At 47.5% G+C, this 17,302-nt stretch carries 14 protein-coding genes and 4 tRNA genes; 12 read left to right on the plus strand and 6 right to left on the minus strand.

Translation table 11 applies throughout. The features are described 5' to 3' along the window. Positions 1 to 3 precede the first annotated feature (3 nt). Genes EZV72_RS07775 through EZV72_RS07785 form a run of 3 tightly spaced genes read left to right on the plus strand, consistent with a single transcriptional unit; the run spans position 4 to position 3,265 of the window. The gene (locus tag EZV72_RS07775; RefSeq protein ID WP_137166713.1) at positions 4 to 1,221 is read left to right on the plus strand and encodes an acyl-CoA dehydrogenase family protein; all 1,218 of its coding nucleotides are present in this window, start codon (positions 4 to 6) and stop codon (positions 1,219 to 1,221) included. A 2-nt stretch (positions 1,222 to 1,223) separates the two neighbouring features. Then, positions 1,224 to 2,267: a phosphotransferase family protein gene (locus tag EZV72_RS07780; protein WP_408640843.1), complete on the plus strand. Its 1,044-nt coding sequence runs from the start codon at positions 1,224 to 1,226 to the stop codon at positions 2,265 to 2,267. A 20-nt stretch (positions 2,268 to 2,287) separates the two neighbouring features. Further along, the gene (locus tag EZV72_RS07785) at positions 2,288 to 3,265 is read left to right on the plus strand and encodes an NADPH:quinone oxidoreductase family protein (RefSeq protein WP_137168697.1); all 978 of its coding nucleotides are present in this window, start codon (positions 2,288 to 2,290) and stop codon (positions 3,263 to 3,265) included. Positions 3,266 to 3,563: 298 nt separating this feature from the next. Here EZV72_RS07785 and EZV72_RS07790 read toward each other — a convergent pair whose 3' ends face one another. Beyond that, positions 3,564 to 4,331, minus strand: a complete 768-nt coding sequence (locus EZV72_RS07790; RefSeq protein WP_137166715.1) for an SDR family NAD(P)-dependent oxidoreductase — start codon at positions 4,329 to 4,331, stop codon at positions 3,564 to 3,566. A 254-nt stretch (positions 4,332 to 4,585) separates the two neighbouring features. On the opposite strand from EZV72_RS07790, the gene EZV72_RS07795 reads away from it, so the two are divergent. Further along, positions 4,586 to 6,382 (plus strand): acyl-CoA dehydrogenase C-terminal domain-containing protein, encoded by a 1,797-nt coding sequence (locus EZV72_RS07795; RefSeq protein ID WP_137166716.1) that lies wholly within the window; start codon positions 4,586 to 4,588, stop codon positions 6,380 to 6,382. Between the two features lie 220 nt (positions 6,383 to 6,602). Here the strand turns inward: EZV72_RS07795 and EZV72_RS07800 are convergent, their stop codons facing one another. The 5 genes from EZV72_RS07800 to EZV72_RS07820 form a co-directional block, all read right to left on the minus strand. Further along, positions 6,603 to 6,998: a DUF3718 domain-containing protein gene (locus EZV72_RS07800; RefSeq protein ID WP_137166717.1), complete on the minus strand. Its 396-nt coding sequence runs from the start codon at positions 6,996 to 6,998 to the stop codon at positions 6,603 to 6,605. Between the two features lie 290 nt (positions 6,999 to 7,288). Next, on the minus strand, positions 7,289 to 7,696 hold the full coding sequence (locus EZV72_RS07805; RefSeq protein WP_232364530.1) for a DUF3718 domain-containing protein: 408 nt from the start codon (positions 7,694 to 7,696) through the stop codon (positions 7,289 to 7,291). Positions 7,697 to 7,875: 179 nt separating this feature from the next. After that, positions 7,876 to 8,805 carry a LysR family transcriptional regulator gene (locus EZV72_RS07810; protein ID WP_137166718.1) on the minus strand — a complete coding sequence of 310 codons (930 nt, stop codon included), beginning with the start codon at positions 8,803 to 8,805 and terminating at the stop codon, positions 7,876 to 7,878. Between the two features lie 151 nt (positions 8,806 to 8,956). Beyond that, positions 8,957 to 9,124, minus strand: coding sequence for an entericidin A/B family lipoprotein (locus EZV72_RS07815; RefSeq protein WP_137166719.1), 168 nt, complete (start codon positions 9,122 to 9,124; stop codon positions 8,957 to 8,959). Positions 9,125 to 9,158: 34 nt separating this feature from the next. Continuing rightward, positions 9,159 to 10,148 (minus strand): mechanosensitive ion channel family protein, encoded by a 990-nt coding sequence (locus EZV72_RS07820; RefSeq protein ID WP_137166720.1) that lies wholly within the window; start codon positions 10,146 to 10,148, stop codon positions 9,159 to 9,161. A gap of 818 nt (positions 10,149 to 10,966) precedes the next feature. Here EZV72_RS07820 and EZV72_RS07825 point away from each other — a divergent pair. From EZV72_RS07825 to rimP, 8 genes are all read left to right on the plus strand, one after another. Then, the gene (locus EZV72_RS07825) at positions 10,967 to 11,266 is read left to right on the plus strand and encodes a 4a-hydroxytetrahydrobiopterin dehydratase (RefSeq protein ID WP_137166721.1); all 300 of its coding nucleotides are present in this window, start codon (positions 10,967 to 10,969) and stop codon (positions 11,264 to 11,266) included. Positions 11,267 to 11,433: 167 nt separating this feature from the next. Next, positions 11,434 to 11,510: transfer RNA gene (locus tag EZV72_RS07830), tRNA-Met, on the plus strand. A 61-nt stretch (positions 11,511 to 11,571) separates the two neighbouring features. Further along, a tRNA-Met gene (locus EZV72_RS07835) sits at positions 11,572 to 11,648 on the plus strand. A 32-nt stretch (positions 11,649 to 11,680) separates the two neighbouring features. Next, a tRNA-Met gene (locus EZV72_RS07840) sits at positions 11,681 to 11,757 on the plus strand. Positions 11,758 to 11,786: 29 nt separating this feature from the next. After that, positions 11,787 to 11,863, plus strand: a tRNA-Met gene (locus EZV72_RS07845). A gap of 348 nt (positions 11,864 to 12,211) precedes the next feature. Next, the gene (locus EZV72_RS07850; RefSeq protein WP_137166722.1) at positions 12,212 to 15,550 is read left to right on the plus strand and encodes an MHYT domain-containing protein; all 3,339 of its coding nucleotides are present in this window, start codon (positions 12,212 to 12,214) and stop codon (positions 15,548 to 15,550) included. A 1-nt stretch (position 15,551) separates the two neighbouring features. Beyond that, a complete protein-coding gene (locus tag EZV72_RS07855) occupies positions 15,552 to 16,541 on the plus strand; it encodes a response regulator (RefSeq protein ID WP_137166723.1) in 990 nt (329 codons plus the stop codon). Positions 16,542 to 16,819: 278 nt separating this feature from the next. Next, entirely contained in the window at positions 16,820 to 17,278 is a 459-nt protein-coding gene (rimP, locus tag EZV72_RS07860; protein ID WP_137166724.1) for a ribosome maturation factor RimP, read from the plus strand. The last annotated feature ends 24 nt before the right edge of the window (positions 17,279 to 17,302 follow it).

Consider the following 17,302-nt stretch of genomic DNA (forward strand, 5'->3'; position numbering starts at 1 on the left):
AAGATGCATTTTGAGCACAACGATACAACGACAAAACTGGCTGCACAGCTAACGGCATTTATGCAGGAGCATGTTTATCCGATTGAACATGAATATCACACGTTATTCAGCACGCCGGAAACGCGCTGGAAAACGCCTGAAATTATGCAAACGCTGAAACAAAAAGCGAAAAAAGCAGGCTTATGGAATTTATTTTTAGATAAAGAATACCTGCCATATGGCGCTGGGCTGTCCAACCTTGAATATGCACCGCTGTGTGAAATTATGGGGCGGGTGCCATTTTCTGCCGAAATTTTCAATTGCAGCGCACCGGACACGGGCAACATGGAAGTACTGGCGAAGTATGGTACGCAAGAACAGCGCGATACCTGGCTTGAGCCATTGCTGGCTGGCGAGATACGGTCGGGGTTTGCCATGACCGAGCCGGCGGTAGCTTCCAGTGATGCTACCAACATTGAGACAGCGATTGTTGCAGATGGTGACGACTATGTGATCAACGGACGTAAGTGGTACACCAGCGGCGCCATGAATGAAAACTGTAAAATTCTGATCGTGATGGGCAAAACCGACCCGGATGCACCACGCCATGTGCAGCAGTCGCAGATTCTGGTGCCCATGGATACCCCGGGAGTTAAAGTTATCAGGCCAATGGGGGCGATGGGTTATCTGGACGAGCCGGTGGGCCATGCTGAAGTGCTGTTTGAAGATGTGCGGGTGCCGGCCAGCAATATGATTTTAGGCCCCGGGCGTGGCTTTGAAGTGGCGCAGGGACGTTTGGGCCCAGGCCGAATCCACCACTGTATGCGTTTAATTGGATGTGCGCAGCGTGCACTGGATCTTGCCTGTGCCAGAGTCAGTGAGCGAGTGGCTTTTGGTCAGCCACTGGCCAAGCAGCAGTCAGTCAGAGAGTCAATCGCCAGCATGCACTGTGATATTGAGCAAGCCCGGTTGCTGACACTCAAAGCTGCAGATCAGATGGACCGGTATGGTAATAAAGTGGCTAAAGATATTATTGCAGCCATCAAAATTGTAGCTCCGAAAATGGCCTGCAAGGTCATTGATGAAGCCATTCAGATGCACGGCGCTCAAGGTACCAGTCAGGATACGCCACTGGCAGCTATGTATGCCTACGCACGAACAGTACGACTGGCCGACGGTCCTGATCAGGTACATATGATGCAGCTAGGTAAGCGACTGATAGAGCAACAGGTTAAAGGATAATGATGAAGGTAGACCAACTTGATTATCAGCGTTTGAATGACTACCTGGCCACGGCTGCCCCACAGGTGGGGCAGATTCAAAGCTATGAGAAATTTTCCGGCGGTCAGTCTAACCCCACTTTTTTGCTGAAAACCACCGCAGGTCAATTTGTTCTTCGTCGGCAGCCGCCGGGTAAACTGCTGAAATCTGCCCACGCTGTTGACCGGGAATTTACCGTTATGCAGGCATTACAGAGCACGGACGTGCCGGTTCCGCGTATGGAGCATCTGTGTAACAATCAGGAAGTGCTGGGCGGACTTTTTTTTATTATGGAGTTTATGCCGGGGCGAATTTACTGGAAAGCGGCGCTGCCGGAAATTGACAGTCCGGCGGTGCGAAGCACCATGTATGATGCGATGAATCATACGCTGGCCAGCCTGCATAATGTGAATATTGAACAGGCCGGCTTACAGCATTACGGCAAACCAGGCAATTACTTTGCCCGGCAGTCAGAACGCTGGACGCAGCAATACCGGGCTTCGGAAACACAGCACATCAGAGCGATGGAAAGCCTGATAGATTATCTTAACCAGAATATGCCGGCAGATGACGGGCAGGTCGCACTGGTACACGGCGACTTCCGGCTTGATAACATGATGTTTAACCCGGGGGCCTCGCCCGACACCGTGATTGCTGTACTTGATTGGGAACTATCGACTCTGGGCCATCCGTTTGCTGATTTAGCCTATCAGTGTATGCAATTACGGTTGCCGGCAAATTTGCCTCAGGCTCCCGGATTAGGCGGACTGGATCGTACCGCGCTGGGTATTCCTGATGAGCAGACGTATATCCGCAGCTATTGCCAGCGACGAGGCATTGCCGGTATCGATAACTGGCCGTTTTATCTGGCTTTCAGTTTTTTCCGGCTGGCAGCTATTTTACAGGGCGTGGTTAAACGTGGCATGGATGGCAACGCTTCCAGTGACCAGGCCGGTTCGATGGGCGCGATGGTGGGCCCGTTGGCAGAGATGGCGATGCAAGTTGTTAAACAGGGAGAAAAAGCATGAATGATTCAATCAACACAAGCATGCAGGCAGTGGTGTGTCACGAATTTGGACCGGTCAGTGACTTACGTGTAGAGCAGGTCAATGTACCAGAGCCCAAAGATAATGAAGTGCTCATTCAGGTTGAGGCCTGTGGCGTTAACTTTCCTGACGCGCTGTTGGTGCAGGGTTTATATCAGGTTAAGCCGGAGCGGCCGTTTATACCTGGTGTTGAGGTAGCCGGTACGGTGGTCAAAACAGGCGCTAATGTGTCGCACATCAACGTAGGCCAGCGTGTCGCAGCGGTGAGTCAGTTGGGTGGCTATGCTGCGTATGTGGCTATTGCAGCAGGCCAGGTCATGCCGATACCAGATTTTTTACCCAGCCCTGAAGCTGCCGGCCTTATTACTGCACATGCAACTGCTCACCATGCACTGAAACAACGTGCATCCCTGAAGCCCGGCGAAACGCTGGTGGTCACCGGGGCGGCTGGCGGAACCGGTCTGGCTGCTGTTCAGATAGGTAAAGCCATGGGCGCCAGGGTGATTGCGGTGTGTTCCAGTGAAGAAAAGCTGGAACTGGCCCGTGCAAATGGCGCCGATGAACTGGTTAACTATGCTCAGGGTGATCTTAAAGAAGCAATTAATACCCTAACCGAGGGTAAAGGTGCTGATGTGGTTTATGAGTGTGTAGGCGGAGATACATTCAACACTCTGAGTCGCTGCATGGCATGGGAAGGCCGTTTACTGGTAGTGGGTTTTGCCAGTGGCAGCATTCCGTCGTTACCGGTGAATTTAACCTTGGTTAAAGGCTATGCGGTGGTGGGAGTTTTCTGGGGTGTGTTTACGCAGAAACAGCCAAAAGTCTTTATAGAAAATATGCAGGAATTAATTGCCTGGTATGCGCAAAAGAAAGTGAAAGTTGTCATCGATGATACCCTTCCGCTTACCGCTGTAAGCGATGCACTGCAAAAACTGACTGACCGTCAGGTTAAAGGCAAGCTTATTCTTACCCCCTGGTAACGTTTTATTTACCGCAATAAAAAACGGCTCCTTGCGGAGCCGTTCGGAGTGCAGAGTGACCTCTGCTACCATGTTGAAGCGGATGCTCTATCTGGCAATTCGTTATAATTATGGTGCTGACCAAAAACAGACAGCAATACTTTGGAAAATGGCACAATACAAATGGTCAGCAAGGGAGACATTTCTTAACTAACCCTTTGTAATTGCTTGAACTTATTAAAGTCTTTTTCATAGTCTTTGGGAAGTGTTCAGGTCATACAAAGGTATAACCTAAAATACAGCTAAGACTAATAAAGTGCTACCAGGCACTCATGCCACCATCAATAGCAATAGCCTGACCATTCATAAATGAGTTTCCGGGCGATAATAGAAGCACCATTGCATTAACGACCTCCTGAGGTTCTGCCATGCGCTTCATGGGGCTGCCAATGGCCAGTTTGGTGCGGCTTTCTTCTGAAGTAAAGCCACCCAGATTCAATAAGTTAGTCGGACTGAAGAAAGGACAAATCGCATTCACCCGGACATTCTTACGCCCATATTCAACGGCTGCGGTTTTTGTCATGCCAGTCACCGCATGTTTTGCTGCGGCGTAAGGCGCTGCCAGTGGTGCACCGCCCAGGCCAGCCATTGAGCTGACATTCAGTACATGCCCTTTACCATTGGCCAGCATCGCTGGAATCTGATGTTTCATGCCAAACAGTACGCCTTTAAGATTCACACTAAGCTGTCGGTCAATGGTTTCTTCATCCATAGTGTGCAGGGCGCCGGGCTGGTGTGCAATTCCGGCGTTATTTACCGCAATATCCAGCTGCCCGTAGCTTTCCAAGGCTAGCCTGACCAATGCTTCACTGCTACTTTCTTTTGCCACATCAGCCGCCATGCTTACCACATCTCCTCCGGCGTCGCGGATATCTTTCACTGCCGTGGCCAGCTTTTGTTCATTAATATCTGAAAGCACCAGACGGCAACCACGGTAGGCCAGGGCATCAGCCAGTAAACGTCCGAAACCATCCGCCGCACCAGTGATAATGGCGACCTGACCTTGGAAATTGAGCAACGTATCCATAACGGGCATCCTTAAATTTGTAGGTTTATTATCAGGTCACTATTTTTGGCAGGCTGGCGTGCCAGCAAAAAATAGTGACTGTCCTGCTATTTATATTTGAGTATTCAGCATACCGCTTACGCGGCAAATGAGTATTCAAGTTAGTGATAGTTGGCTATCAACCCAATCAACTTGGCAGCAAGGGGTGGGTTAACTAGTATCAGAAACATTAAAGAGGATCTTGTCAGACCAGTCATATTAATAAGGCAAAAACTATGGAAAATTATAAATCTCCTCAACGTGACGCCCAGTTCGTTGCCTATGAACTGTTAGGTTTCCAGAAACATTATGAATCGCTGGGTTACGGTGATGTGTCAGAAGATTTGGTTAAGGCCATTCATACTGAGGCGGCGAAGTTTGCTGATAATGTACTTGCACCGATTAATCAGAGCGGCGATCAACAAGGCTGTCGGTGGGATCAGGGAACGGTGACCACACCCGACGGCTTTAAAGAAGCCTATCAGCAGTATATAGAAGGAGGCTGGCCAGGCATGTCGCATCCTGAAGAATGGGGCGGGCAGGGGCTGCCGTATTCTCTGTCAACCGCCATTGCGGAATATTTTTCTGGCGCCAATCATTCCTGGGCTATGTATCCTGGCCTGAGTCAGGGCTGTATTTCGACAATTCTTGCCCATGGTACCGACGAACAAAAAGCCCGGTTCCTACCCAAACTGGTTTCCGGTGAGTGGGCCGGTACAATGTGTTTAACAGAAGCGCATTGTGGCTCTGATCTTGGATTGCTGCGCTGCAAAGCCGATCCCAATGAGGATGGCTCCTATTCAATCAGTGGTACAAAGATCTTTATCTCTGCCGGCGAACACGATTTTACCGACAATATTGTACACATTGTGCTGGCCAGATTGCCTGATGCGCCAGAAGGCACAAAAGGTATTTCTTTGTTTATCGTGCCCAAGATGAATGTGAGTGAGGACGGTGAGGTAGCTGATCGTAACCAGGTTCAGTGTGGCAGCATTGAACATAAAATGGGAATCAATGGCAGCGCGACCTGCGTGATTAACTTTGATGGTGCAAAAGGCTATTTGATTGGACAGGCAAACCGTGGCCTTAACTGTATGTTTACCTTTATGAATGTGGCGAGGATTGGTACGGGCCTGGAAGGCATGGCATCCAGTGAAGCAGCTTTGCAGGGAGCGCTGGCCTATGCAAAAGACCGTGTACAGTTTCGTTCTGCCACTCAGCGTGACGGTACTGCACCTGCTGATCCGATTATCGTGCATCCGGATGTACGTCGTATGTTACTGACGCAAAAAGCCTTTGCCGAAGGCGGTCGCGCTCTGGCGTATTACTGTATGCAGCAGGTAGATATTTCGCAGGCTAACAAAGACAGTAGTGATGTTCAGCTTGCGGAAGCCCGGCTAGCGCTGCTAACGCCTATTTTAAAGGCGTTTTTAACTGAAACTGCTCAGGAGTCCACATATTATGGCGTGCAGGTATATGGTGGCCACGGCTTTGTGAAAGAATGGGGAATGGAGCAGCTGGCCAGGGATACTCGCATCTGCTCCTTGTACGAAGGTACCACCGGTATTCAGTCACTGGACTTACTGGGAAGAAAAGTACTGGGTTCAAAGGGCGAGCTGCTTAAGATCTTCCTGCAGGATGTGGGCGCCTACTGCCAGTCTATGGATGCAGATGAAACAGAAAGTAAACTGCGTAATACTCTGGTAGATTATGTTCAGCGCTGGCAGGATTTAACCCAGTACGTTGGGCAACACGCGGCCACCAACCCGGATGAGCTTGGCTCAGCTGCAGTGGATTATCTGATGTTTTCCGGTTATGTGTCGATGGCGTATTTCTGGTTACAGATGGCCCAGACAGCCAGAAAACAGCTGAAAGATGGGTCTACCGAGGTTGACTTCTATAAAGGCAAAATAGAAACAGCCAGATTTTTCTTTAGCCGCTTATTGCCGCGCGCCGCAGCGCATGCTGAAGCGGTTAAGGCTGGCTCCGATACATTAATGAGCATTGGTGAGGGCATGTTTAAAGTCGATTAGGCTTTGAGCTGTTGATACGCAAGCCCGCAGGCAATTTATTGTCTGCGGGCTTTTTTATTATGGACAGGCAGTTCATCGTTTTAAAAGCATTGGCATTTGAGTTAATGAAGATAGCAGACAGAAGGGTAACGCGGGGGATAACGAAGTGCGGCTCCCGAAGGAGCCGCGTGCGAGAATGACCTCGCAACCATGTTGACTGTTACATGGTACACATGTGCAATTAGATACGCTGTTGTAGTTCGTTGGCAATCGGGCTGGTCTGGAAGCCGTTTTCAGCAATCCATGCCTGTAATGTTTTGCCGTCTGCTTCTGGTGTTTGCAGTTCGCGAGAAGGCATTTTCTTAACCAGTAGAGTGCCAACATCAACGGCATTATTTTTAATTGCTGTACGAATCAGGCTATCACCGTTGCATGAGATACCGGTGTAATAATCGTGTAGTTTCAGGCGGTAATCTGACTGAACAGCCCGCATTTTCTTGCGCAGTTCACCTTTGTCATCTGCCTGCACAATAGTACAGATGTTGGCCAGTGAATCTTCAACACCTGCAGTGGCAGAACCAGCAAAAACCAAAGATGCAGCAGCGATAGTTAGTGTAGCTTTTACGACTTTCAACATGGTATTAATCCTTTTGCGTAATATCCCGAAGGGGTCTTGTTTGTTCGGGATCTATTAAATTCTATTTATCTGTTCAGAAAAACACCACTGGTCAATATTTGGTATGGCTTCAAATACCTTATAGGCTATTTTTTCTTGGTAGATTCTTCTAAATTGTTGTTTTGTATGTACATTTTCTTGAGGTGGTGATTTCTGATAATTTTGTTTTTTATGGTAAAAAAGTGTTGGTTTTGGCGGGGGTAAGAATAAATTGTAAAAAAGACAGAATGCTAAAAGGCCAAATCAGCCTTCTACATACGCTGTTTCAGGATACGGGCAATTTTATTTTTATCCAATCCCTGTTCATTCACCCATACTTCTAATGTTTTACCATCATGTTCGGGAGAGGAAAGATCTTTGCGAGGCATCTTCTTAACCATAAGAGTGCCCACTTTAGTGGCGTTGGCCAGCATGGCAGTGCGAATCAGGCTGTGACCATCGCACGTAATACCTGAATAGTAGTCGTGGAGCTTAAGTCGATAATCGATTTCAACCGTTCGAATCTTCTTTCTGAACTCGCTTTTATCATCCTTCACAATAATTTTGCAAATGCTGGAAAGATCTTCATTCAGACCAGCGCTCGCAGGAAGGATGGCGCACAGAAAAAGTCCGGCCATGCCCGGTATAAATGCTTTTTTGATGCAGCGTCTAAAAGTCACATTATGCTCATTTGCTTCGATATTGCTTCCTAAGTAAAGACAAAAAAGCACAATAAGTGAAATGTCAGAACGCTATAAATTTATACCTGAATATATGAATTAATACCTTATGCCGTAGCTTTGTGAATGACACAATGTATTTCAGACAGTTAGCTAAAACTAACTGATGTGAAATTTGCTTAATGTGGCTGGTAAGCTTTAGCGACTTCCATGATCTGTTCACGCATCCAGACATGCGCCTGATCATGGTCAGCGCTGACATGCCAGTATAAAAAGTATTCTACGGCCGGCAATTCAAACGGAAGAGGGTATACGGCCAAATCATAGTGCTTTGCCAGATGATAAGGCATACAGGCAATAAGGTCCGTTTTGACCACTGCACTGGGTACAGTCAGAAAATGCTGGCTACGCATGACGATACGTCTTTTTTTGCCCAGTTTGTCCAGTGCAATATCAATTGGGCCAGGCCCTGTTTTGCGCTGAGACACATGAATATGCCCTAATCGTAAAAATGCTTCTAGTGTCAGTCCATCTTTAAGTGCAGGATGGTCGTGGCGGGCCAGCACCACAAACTGGTCTTCTGCGATCTTTTGTTTACAAAGGTGGGGATCGGTAAAGGCTGATGCATCAGCAAAAAAATCCAGACTACCATTGGCCATTGCCGAAACAATATCCCGGCGGCTGATTTCGTAATTGGTCAGACTGATGCCCGGAGCATGGTTTTGTAGCCGTGCCATGAGCCTTGGCATAATACTAACTTCCAGTAGATCGCGACTGGCAAAATTAAATGCTTTTTCCGAAGTTAACGGATTAAATACATGGCTTTCCTGTACACTGGTTCTTAGCAGTTTCAATGCTTCTCTGGCAGGAACAATAATGTTTTGAGCCACTGGAGTTGGGGTCATGCTGTGGCCAGTTCTGACAAACAGGGGATCGTTGAGCATATCTCTTAACCGGGCCAGTGAGTTGCTAACAGCGGGCTGGGTAATACACAGAACATCAGCGGCTTTGGTAAGACTGCCAGCAGTATAGATGGCATCAAAAACAGCAAAAAGGTTTAAATCGATGCGATTAAGATTGACTGGTAATGGGTTACGAAGCTTTTCCACAAAACTCTTCCTTGGCTACTTGTAAATAATAATCTCATTTTATTAAAAAAATGTTGAATCATTCAACATATTAATAGTTCAGCGCCAATTAAATTTCGGTGAGCTTCTGGTTAGGCTGGTAAAAAGCGGGACAAAGTCCCGCTTTGACTGCTTACTGAGAGGCATCCTCGGCAGATTCTTCCACCGCTTCACCTGCTGACTGAATATCTTCTCCTGCGCCCTCCATGGTGGCGCAACCAGACAACAAAGCACTTAAAAAAGCCAGTACTACTACCACATAGCGCGATTTTGCATTTAACACAGTGTGTTTAGATGTCATAGAAACATTCCTTAAATGTTGTTATCAGTTTTGTCTACTCGTCACCGGCTGACTCGCCCTGCTCAGGTGAATCAGCACCCTTGGAGGATGCCGGCTTCACTTCCCGGGACTTTTCTGAGTCGGTACGGCTCTGTTTTGACGACATCATGGCATCAAGTTTTTCACCGCCCTTGATTCCAAAATCCAGTGTTCTGATAGGAAAGGGAATCAAAATGTCGTTGTCGGCCAGTGCCCGCTGTATAGTAACGATGGCATCGTGCCTAACGATCATATAATTTGGTTCGCCTGGATACTTCATACAAAACCACACCAGCAAATTAATGCTGCTGTCACCAAATGACTCAGCATAAACATCCGTATTGTCCTTATCGATGACATAATCCCGGCTATTAATCGCTTCGACAATAACCTGGCGTGCCTTTTCGGGATCATCTGCATAGGAAATTCCTACCGGAATCTCAACCCGACGATAGCCCTGAACGGTGTAATTGGTCAGAATGTTTCGAAACAGAATTTTATTCGGGACGATTTCCAACTGACCATAAAAGGTTTCAATCAGAGTATTGCGCAGGTTAATCGCTTCAACTGTACCAAATACGCCGTCGGCTTCGATAATGTCACCAATCTCAAATGGCTTTCTGATCCCCATGGCAATGCCGGCGATAAAGTTTTCGGTTAAATCCTGGAAAGCGAAACCGACCGCCAGACCAATGATACCTGCACCAGCCAGCAGCGATGTGACAGCACCTTGTAAACCAACAAAGTCGAGCGCAATAAAAATACCGGCACAGGTAATGAAGGCTTTAGCTATGGCGGTCAGCAAATCCGCGATTTGCTTCGACTCAAATGCCCGACGAAGTACACGCTGCAACGTAGAGCCGATAACTTTGGCAAGCAGACCAAATACAACCGCAATAACAAGTGCAACCACAATGTTGGGTAAATGCTTGATGCCCTGCTCAAGCCAGACCTGCAGCTTCTCGTTAATTAATGTATAGGCCTCATCTATCTGAGGAAATTCCATGGGGCTCCTTAAAGTGCCGATTAAATTTAATCAGAAAGCCTACAAAGATCGTTCCGGATGTACAAGGTTGGCTTAACTAAAACTAATCAACTGACTATTAAAATCTTTTTATTAGTTTTTTTATGATTTTTTCATAACATCCTGTTTAAACCTGAACTCATGCGTTGCCTGCCGTGTAGCCCTTTCACTGTCGTTACTGACTCTTAGCGACAAAGCCATCGTTTGCAAGACACCCACATTAGATGCTTCGGTCTTTATCAAGACACCCATATTAATAAGCCAAACCACGATGAGCATTCAGGCATTGTTTAACAGGACACCCATCGATATTGGTATGGGTGTCCACGTTATCATGGGGGGTTTTAGGTGACTGTCGACGGCTGTTTAGCAGGACATCCACATTAAACGTTTCACTCTTTACTGAGACATCCATATTAATAAGCCATACCACGATGAGCATTCAGGCATTGTTTAACAGGACACCCATCGATATTCGTATGGATGTCCACGTTGTCGTGAGGGGATTTCAGGTGACTGTCGATGGCTATTTAACAGGACACCCACGTCAAACGTTTCGCTTTTTACTGCGACACCCACATCAAAACGCATAAAACCAAGAGCTCCCCCCGACGTTGTCTAACCGGGGCCCCATTAATGTGAGTGTGGGTGTCCTGAATACATGTAGCAAAGACACCAAAAGACAGTAGGTTTTTCGTAAACTCAGATGTGCACATGTGGCTGTCGATTCTTTATTGAACGATGGATTTTGCTTTTGGTGGTGATACAGTCGAATAACTGATTAAGAAGAGGGACATGACATGGAAAAACTGACGCAACAAAAAATAGATGAAGCATTGATAAGGCTGAATGAGCAAGTAAGTGATGATGTTGTATGGGAACAGGATGGTGATAGCATCACTAAAACATTTAAATTTAAAAGTTTTATTCGTGCGTTTGGGTGGATGTCTCAGATAGCAATCTGGGCGGAAAAGCTGAATCACCACCCAGAGTGGTTCAATGTTTATAATAAAGTAGAGGTTACGCTAACGACTCATGATGTGGATGGTCTGAGCGAAAAGGACTTTTCACTGGCTGAAAAGATGGAGAAATTTCATTAATAGGGCCTGGGTTGAGTTCTAATTGAACAAATTGTTCAATATTGCTGCGCTTAGTCAAAAAAATGAAACATAAAGGGTTTAAGCGCTTGCCAAGTTAATCGTGCTATGTATAATACGCACCACTTGAACGGGACAGCCCAACGGGCAGCACTGTTTAAGTATATTGGCGCGGGATGGAGCAGTCTGGTAGCTCGTCGGGCTCATAACCCGAAGGTCGTTGGTTCAAATCCAGCTCCCGCAACCAATTCAAGTTCCCGATAGGGGCGTGTTGTTTACTCACGTTAAAAAGTATCCGCTATTTCTGGCGCGGGATGGAGCAGTCTGGTAGCTCGTCGGGCTCATAACCCGAAGGTCGTTGGTTCAAATCCAGCTCCCGCAACCACTTCTCAGAAATAGCTAAAAATTGTATTCGGACGCGGGATGGAGCAGTCTGGTAGCTCGTCGGGCTCATAACCCGAAGGTCGTTGGTTCAAATCCAGCTCCCGCAACCACTTTACCGAATACAAACAAAAAATCCGGACGCGGGATGGAGCAGTCTGGTAGCTCGTCGGGCTCATAACCCGAAGGTCGTTGGTTCAAATCCAGCTCCCGCAACCACTTATCCGGTTCATATCTTCCTATTTATTCCAAAAAATATATCATTAATCACTTTTGTAAGCTGTCTTGCGCGGTCTCTGCTGTCAGTTAATCTGTTCCTGTAACCCTCATATTCTTTGTTAAGCCTGTCTTGCTTCGGTAAAACACTGTGCAATGAAGTTGGCTATACTTAAGTATAAACAACTACATCCTCTTTCTCTGTCTATAATTAACCAAACTGGTAGTCTGCCTCACTCCATGAAATTACGCGTTTAGTCTTTACTGTAGGTGAAGATATGACGCACTGATATAAGTGATGTTTTGTGATTTTTATCATTCAGCAGCAAAACCCTGCCGGGGAGACAGCGGATGTTTAACTGGATAATTACGCAGTTTGATATTCCTTCAGCCAGTCAGTTGGTAGAGGGGAGTTTCTCATTTCCCTTGGTGGCGTTTTCTCTTGCTATTGCTATTTTTTCGTCCTTTATGGCCTTCACGGTTGCCGGGCAGGCTGCCGCAGCATCTCATCGCCTACAGAAAAAAGTACTCCTGATATTGGGTAGCCTGGCTCTAGGCACGGGTATATGGGGCATGCATTTTGTTGGAATGCTCGCTTTTGATCTTTGTACCCGCGTTGAATACGATTTGTGGCTGACGGCGTTATCATTGTTACCTGGGGTGTTGGCTGCCTGGGTGGCGCTGAATATACTCTGCCGCCCGTGGGTGAGTCGCAAGGACATCATTGTTGGTGGCATTCTGGTCGGTGCCGGAATCGGCTGTATGCATTACTCGGGAATGGCGGCTATGAATACAGCGCCACTCCTGCGTTATGATGTGACAACATTTGGATTGTCGATTATTGTCGCCGTTGCTTTGGCGATGCTCTCATTATGGATTCGGTACGGATTGAACCGGGTTCGCTTTTTACGTGGAACCGGTCGCCGGGTCACTGCGGTAGCCAGTGTTGTCATGGGGCTGGCTATTTGTACCATGCACTACACTGGCATGGCTGCATCACGGTTTGTCACGCCGCCGGGCGTCACGCTAACAGAGCAGGAAAGCCAGATATCCGTTATGCTGGCAGCTGCTGTCACTTTTTTAATTACTGTGATCATTACACTGGTACTGGGTGTGAGCCTGCTGATTAAATACCGAAACAGTACCCGCAAAGCCACAGAAAGTGAGCGTACGTTATTAGCTATGATGGATACGGCGGTGGATGCCGTGGTGACCTTCGATAATCACGGTACTATTATGAATGCTAATACCGCGATATCGCGCATCCTGGGTTATGGTGCAGATGAACTGATTGGTAAGAATATTAATATACTGGTCCCCCGGGACCGTCAGCATCTGTATAACCGGGCGTTTTTTAATCAGGCAGACAACCTGACCGATGATCAAAAAATCATTGGCCAAAACCGAGACGTGGAGGCCATAAACCGAGCCGGGCACCGTGTACCGGTTAGGGTCGGCGTTGGCCATACTCAGGTGGGCAACAATCATTATTTCGTGGCCTTTATCAGCGATATCCGCGAGCGCATCGCTATGGAAGGTGCCCTGCGCAAAAGTGAGTCAAAATTCCGGTCTTTCTTTTCCAATGTTCCAGGCATTGCCTATCGCTGCCTGGAGCAAGACGGCTGGCCAATGGTTTTCATTACCGATGCGGTTGAAGATATTACCGGTTATCCGGCCAGCGATTTTACACTGCCGAATCCGAAGCGCAGCTTTGCTGACATTTTTCATCCTGATGACATCCGGCGGGTAGAAGCTGAAATCGCAGATAAAACCTCATTTGTTGTTGAGTATCGTATTTACCATAAAAACGGGTCAGTGCGCTGGCTGCGCGAACAAGGCATGGTGGTAGAAAATTCCGGAGATCAGCAGACCTGGCTGGACGGGTTTATATTTGATATTACCCAGCGCCGGGCAATGGAAGAGCAATTAAAAGAAGCTAAGGTAGAGGCAGAGCAGGCAGCCGCGGCGCGTTCAGCATTTCTTGCCAATATGAGTCATGAAATTCGTACTCCCATGAATGCCATTATTGGCTTTAGCGATCTGATGCTGGATGAGAATCTCACTCAGACCCAGCGCAAGCATACGGTAACCATCAATCGTTCAGCCCGATCCTTATTGCACTTACTCAACGATATTCTGGACAGCGCCAAGCTGGATAAAGGCAAGCTGGAGCTGGAGTATCGTGATTTTATCCTGACCGATGAGGTGGACACGGTTGTCAGTACCTTCTGGCTGGAAGCTAAACGTAAAGATCTGGATTTTGAAATTATCCTTGATGAGTCACTGGAAAAGGCTTACCACGGTGTGCCAGAGCGAATCCGTCAGGTGCTGGGGAATCTGATTGGTAACGCTGTGAAATTTACCGAAGGTGGAAAAATTACCCTATCGATTGCACCTGCCGACACCCAGGGGGTGGTATTCAGTGTGGCCGACACCGGAATTGGTATGTCTGAAGAGCAGCTTAGCAAAGTGTTCGATGCATTCGCCCAGGCCGACGCTTCAATGAGCCGCCGCTTTGGCGGGACCGGACTGGGTACCACTATCAGTAAGCAACTGGTTGAACTGATGAAAGGAAGTATTCAGGTAAGCAGTGAACTAGGTAAGGGCACCACATTCTGGTTTGAGATCCCACTGGCATCGGTGGATGTGGCAAAAATAAAAGCCAACTCAGTCAATGTGCATGTGCCGCCACAACATATTCTGGTAGTGGACGACATTCAGCAAAATATCGATCTGATTACTTTACTGCTAAAACGGCACAACCATACTTTCGATGTTGCCCGAAACGGCATGGAGGCACTGGCAAAAATGAAGGCGCAAACTTTTGACCTGGTGCTGATGGACTTGCAGATGCCGGTCATGGACGGGCTCACAGCATCCCGTGAGCGACGTCAGTTTGAACGCAGCACCGGAGCCCGGCATGTACCTATCGTTGCTCTGACAGCCAGTGTACTGGTTCAGGATAAAGACGATGCCAGATCTGCCGGTATGGAAGGGTTTGCCAATAAACCGGTGGACTTTATTCAGTTAAATATGGAAATGGCGCGCGTGCTGGGCCTGGATTTGCCCAAAAATTGCGACGCTGCATCGCGCTACAGCCGGCAGGCATTGCAAAATGAGCTGATCAACTGGGATAAAGGCATTGCATTATGGGGCGATAAACCAGCCCTGGTACAGGAAGTTCGCCGTTTTTTGACCCAGCTGGATGAAAACGTCATGCAGCTCGCTGACCATGTTTCCCAGCACAGCACGGCTGAAGTACGGGCTTTAAGCCACACACTAAAAGGTGTGGCGGGGAATCTGGCGCTGATGTCATTAATGACATTGTTTGCTGATACTGAAAAAGCAGCCGGTGATGTTAAGGCATCCCATCAGCTGCTTAACCAAATCAGCGAAGAAGTTAAGCGGCTGTCTGCGTTACCCGAACTGACGCCTGACGATGCACCTGTACAGGTGAGTGTTACGGACATTAGCGGACTGAAGCAAAAGGTCCGGTTACTTTACCAGAGCGTGGAACAAAACCGGTTAGATGAAGCGGTGCTGGCGGATATTCAGCTGATGAACGCAGGTCAGTACCATGCACAGATAGAAGCTATTTGTAGAGAAATCGATGATTTTGAATTCGATAATGCCGCCAGCCGGCTGGTATCACTGATGGATGATCTGGAGCAGGTAGCAGAGGAAGCATAATATGGCAGTAAATGTATTACCGACTTTGTTGCTGGTCGATGATGAACCGGCCAATTTAAGAGTGTTAAAGCAACTGCTGACACCTTACTACAATCTGGTTTTTGCCAAAAATGGCGAAGAGGCTATTCGGCTGGCCTGTGAACAGCAACCAGACCTTATCCTGACCGATGTCATGATGCCGGGGATGACCGGATTTGATGTTTGTAAAGCATTAAAAAAACGACCGGAAACCACCAGAATTCCGGTTATTTTTGTCACTGCGCTTAATGATGAACAGGACGAAGCTTTTGGCTTTGAAGTGGGTGGTGTGGACTATATCACCAAGCCGATATCGCCCTCCGTGGTGCTGGCCCGGGTAAAAACTCACCTGTCTCTGGTGCAGGCGGACGAACTTCGGCGAACCCGCCTTCAGGTTGTACAGCGTCTGGGCCGGGCTGCTGAATATAAAGACAATGAAACCGGTATGCATGTCATGCGTATGAGCCATTATTCCAAAGTGTTGGCGCTGGCCTATGGCTTTCATGAATCGCGGGCCGATACCTTGTTACATGCTGCACCCATGCATGATATTGGCAAAATAGGTATTGCTGATAGCATCATGCTTAAACCCGGTAAACTCACCGACGAAGAGTTTGAGGTGATGAAAACACATCCGCAGATTGGCGCAGAAATTTTAGGTGATGCAGACTCAGAGCTTTTAATAATGGCCAAATCAGTAGCCCTGACCCACCACGAAAAATGGGATGGCAGTGGCTATCCGGCAGGCTTACGCGAAAACGATATTCCGGTAGAAGGGCGTATTGTGGCGGTGGCAGATGTGTTTGATGCGCTAACCAGTAAGCGTCCTTACAAAGACGCCTGGAGCGTAGAAAAAACTCTTGAGGTCATGCGGGAACAAAAAGGACGTCACTTTGAACCACGTCTGGTAGATTTACTGGAAGAAAATCTCGATGAAATATTACAAATCAAAGCCAGATGGCGAGATGATTAGCCCTTGGCGGTTGCTAAGGGCAGGCTGAATCAGTATACTATGCGCCATATCCAGCTGGAACGAGTCGAATTCTTTCGATGGACAACTCCAGCCATTTATCAAATCGTTTGATAAATGTGTGCAACTGCCGGTCTGGTAGTTAGGGTTCAGTTTTATTTTGCATAAAGCCCCGCTGGTCCGGGGCTTTTTGTTGTATCAAAGTTGAGCCTTTGACGCTCAGACAGGACGTATTTTTTCAGTTGGGCTTTAGGCCCTTTTTTTGTTTTTGGAGGTTAGGATTGGCAAAGCTTGAAGAAAAGCTGACCGAAATGCTTGAGCCGGCAGTTGAGGCATTAGGCTTCGAACTGGTTGGTATTGAGTTTGTTCGTGCCGGTAAACACTCAATTTTGCGGGTTTTTATTGATCATGAAAACGGCATTTCCGTAGATGATTGTGCAGACGTCAGTTATCAAGTTAGCGCCGTTCTTGACGTTGAAGACCCAATCAGCACTGAGTACAACCTGGAAGTATCCTCACCGGGTATGGAAAGACCGCTTTTTAAAGAGAAGCATTTTGCTGATGCTATCGGAGAAGTGGCGCAAATTCGTCTGACAATGCCAATGGATAACAGACGTAACTTTAAAGGACAAATACTGGCGGTAGAAAATGGCACGGTCAGTATTGAAGTTGATGGCCAGCAGTTCCAGTTAGCTGTGGCGAATATCGATAAAGCTAACGTTGTTCCCACTTTCGACTAACGGAACAGCACACGCTTTCATAAA

The sequence above is a fragment of the Salinimonas lutimaris genome (assembly GCF_005222225.1).
In the GTDB taxonomy this organism is placed as follows: domain Bacteria; phylum Pseudomonadota; class Gammaproteobacteria; order Enterobacterales; family Alteromonadaceae; genus Alteromonas; species Alteromonas lutimaris.

Bases quoted from the DNA above. Each gene is read 5' to 3' on its own strand.
- EZV72_RS07775 (WP_137166713.1), top strand. From the start codon at position 4: ATGCATTTTGAGCACAACGATACAACGACAAAACTGGCTGCACAGCTA.
- EZV72_RS07780 (WP_408640843.1), top strand. From the start codon at position 1,224: ATGAAGGTAGACCAACTTGATTATCAGCGTTTGAATGACTACCTGGCC.
- EZV72_RS07785 (WP_137168697.1), top strand. From the start codon at position 2,288: ATGCAGGCAGTGGTGTGTCACGAATTTGGACCGGTCAGTGACTTACGT.
- EZV72_RS07790 (WP_137166715.1), bottom strand. From the start codon at position 4,331: ATGGATACGTTGCTCAATTTCCAAGGTCAGGTCGCCATTATCACTGGT.
- EZV72_RS07795 (WP_137166716.1), top strand. From the start codon at position 4,586: ATGGAAAATTATAAATCTCCTCAACGTGACGCCCAGTTCGTTGCCTAT.
- EZV72_RS07800 (WP_137166717.1), bottom strand. From the start codon at position 6,998: ATGTTGAAAGTCGTAAAAGCTACACTAACTATCGCTGCTGCATCTTTG.
- EZV72_RS07815 (WP_137166719.1), bottom strand. From the start codon at position 9,124: ATGACATCTAAACACACTGTGTTAAATGCAAAATCGCGCTATGTGGTA.
- EZV72_RS07820 (WP_137166720.1), bottom strand. From the start codon at position 10,148: ATGGAATTTCCTCAGATAGATGAGGCCTATACATTAATTAACGAGAAG.
- EZV72_RS07825 (WP_137166721.1), top strand. From the start codon at position 10,967: ATGGAAAAACTGACGCAACAAAAAATAGATGAAGCATTGATAAGGCTG.
- EZV72_RS07850 (WP_137166722.1), top strand. From the start codon at position 12,212: ATGTTTAACTGGATAATTACGCAGTTTGATATTCCTTCAGCCAGTCAG.
- EZV72_RS07855 (WP_137166723.1), top strand. From the start codon at position 15,552: ATGGCAGTAAATGTATTACCGACTTTGTTGCTGGTCGATGATGAACCG.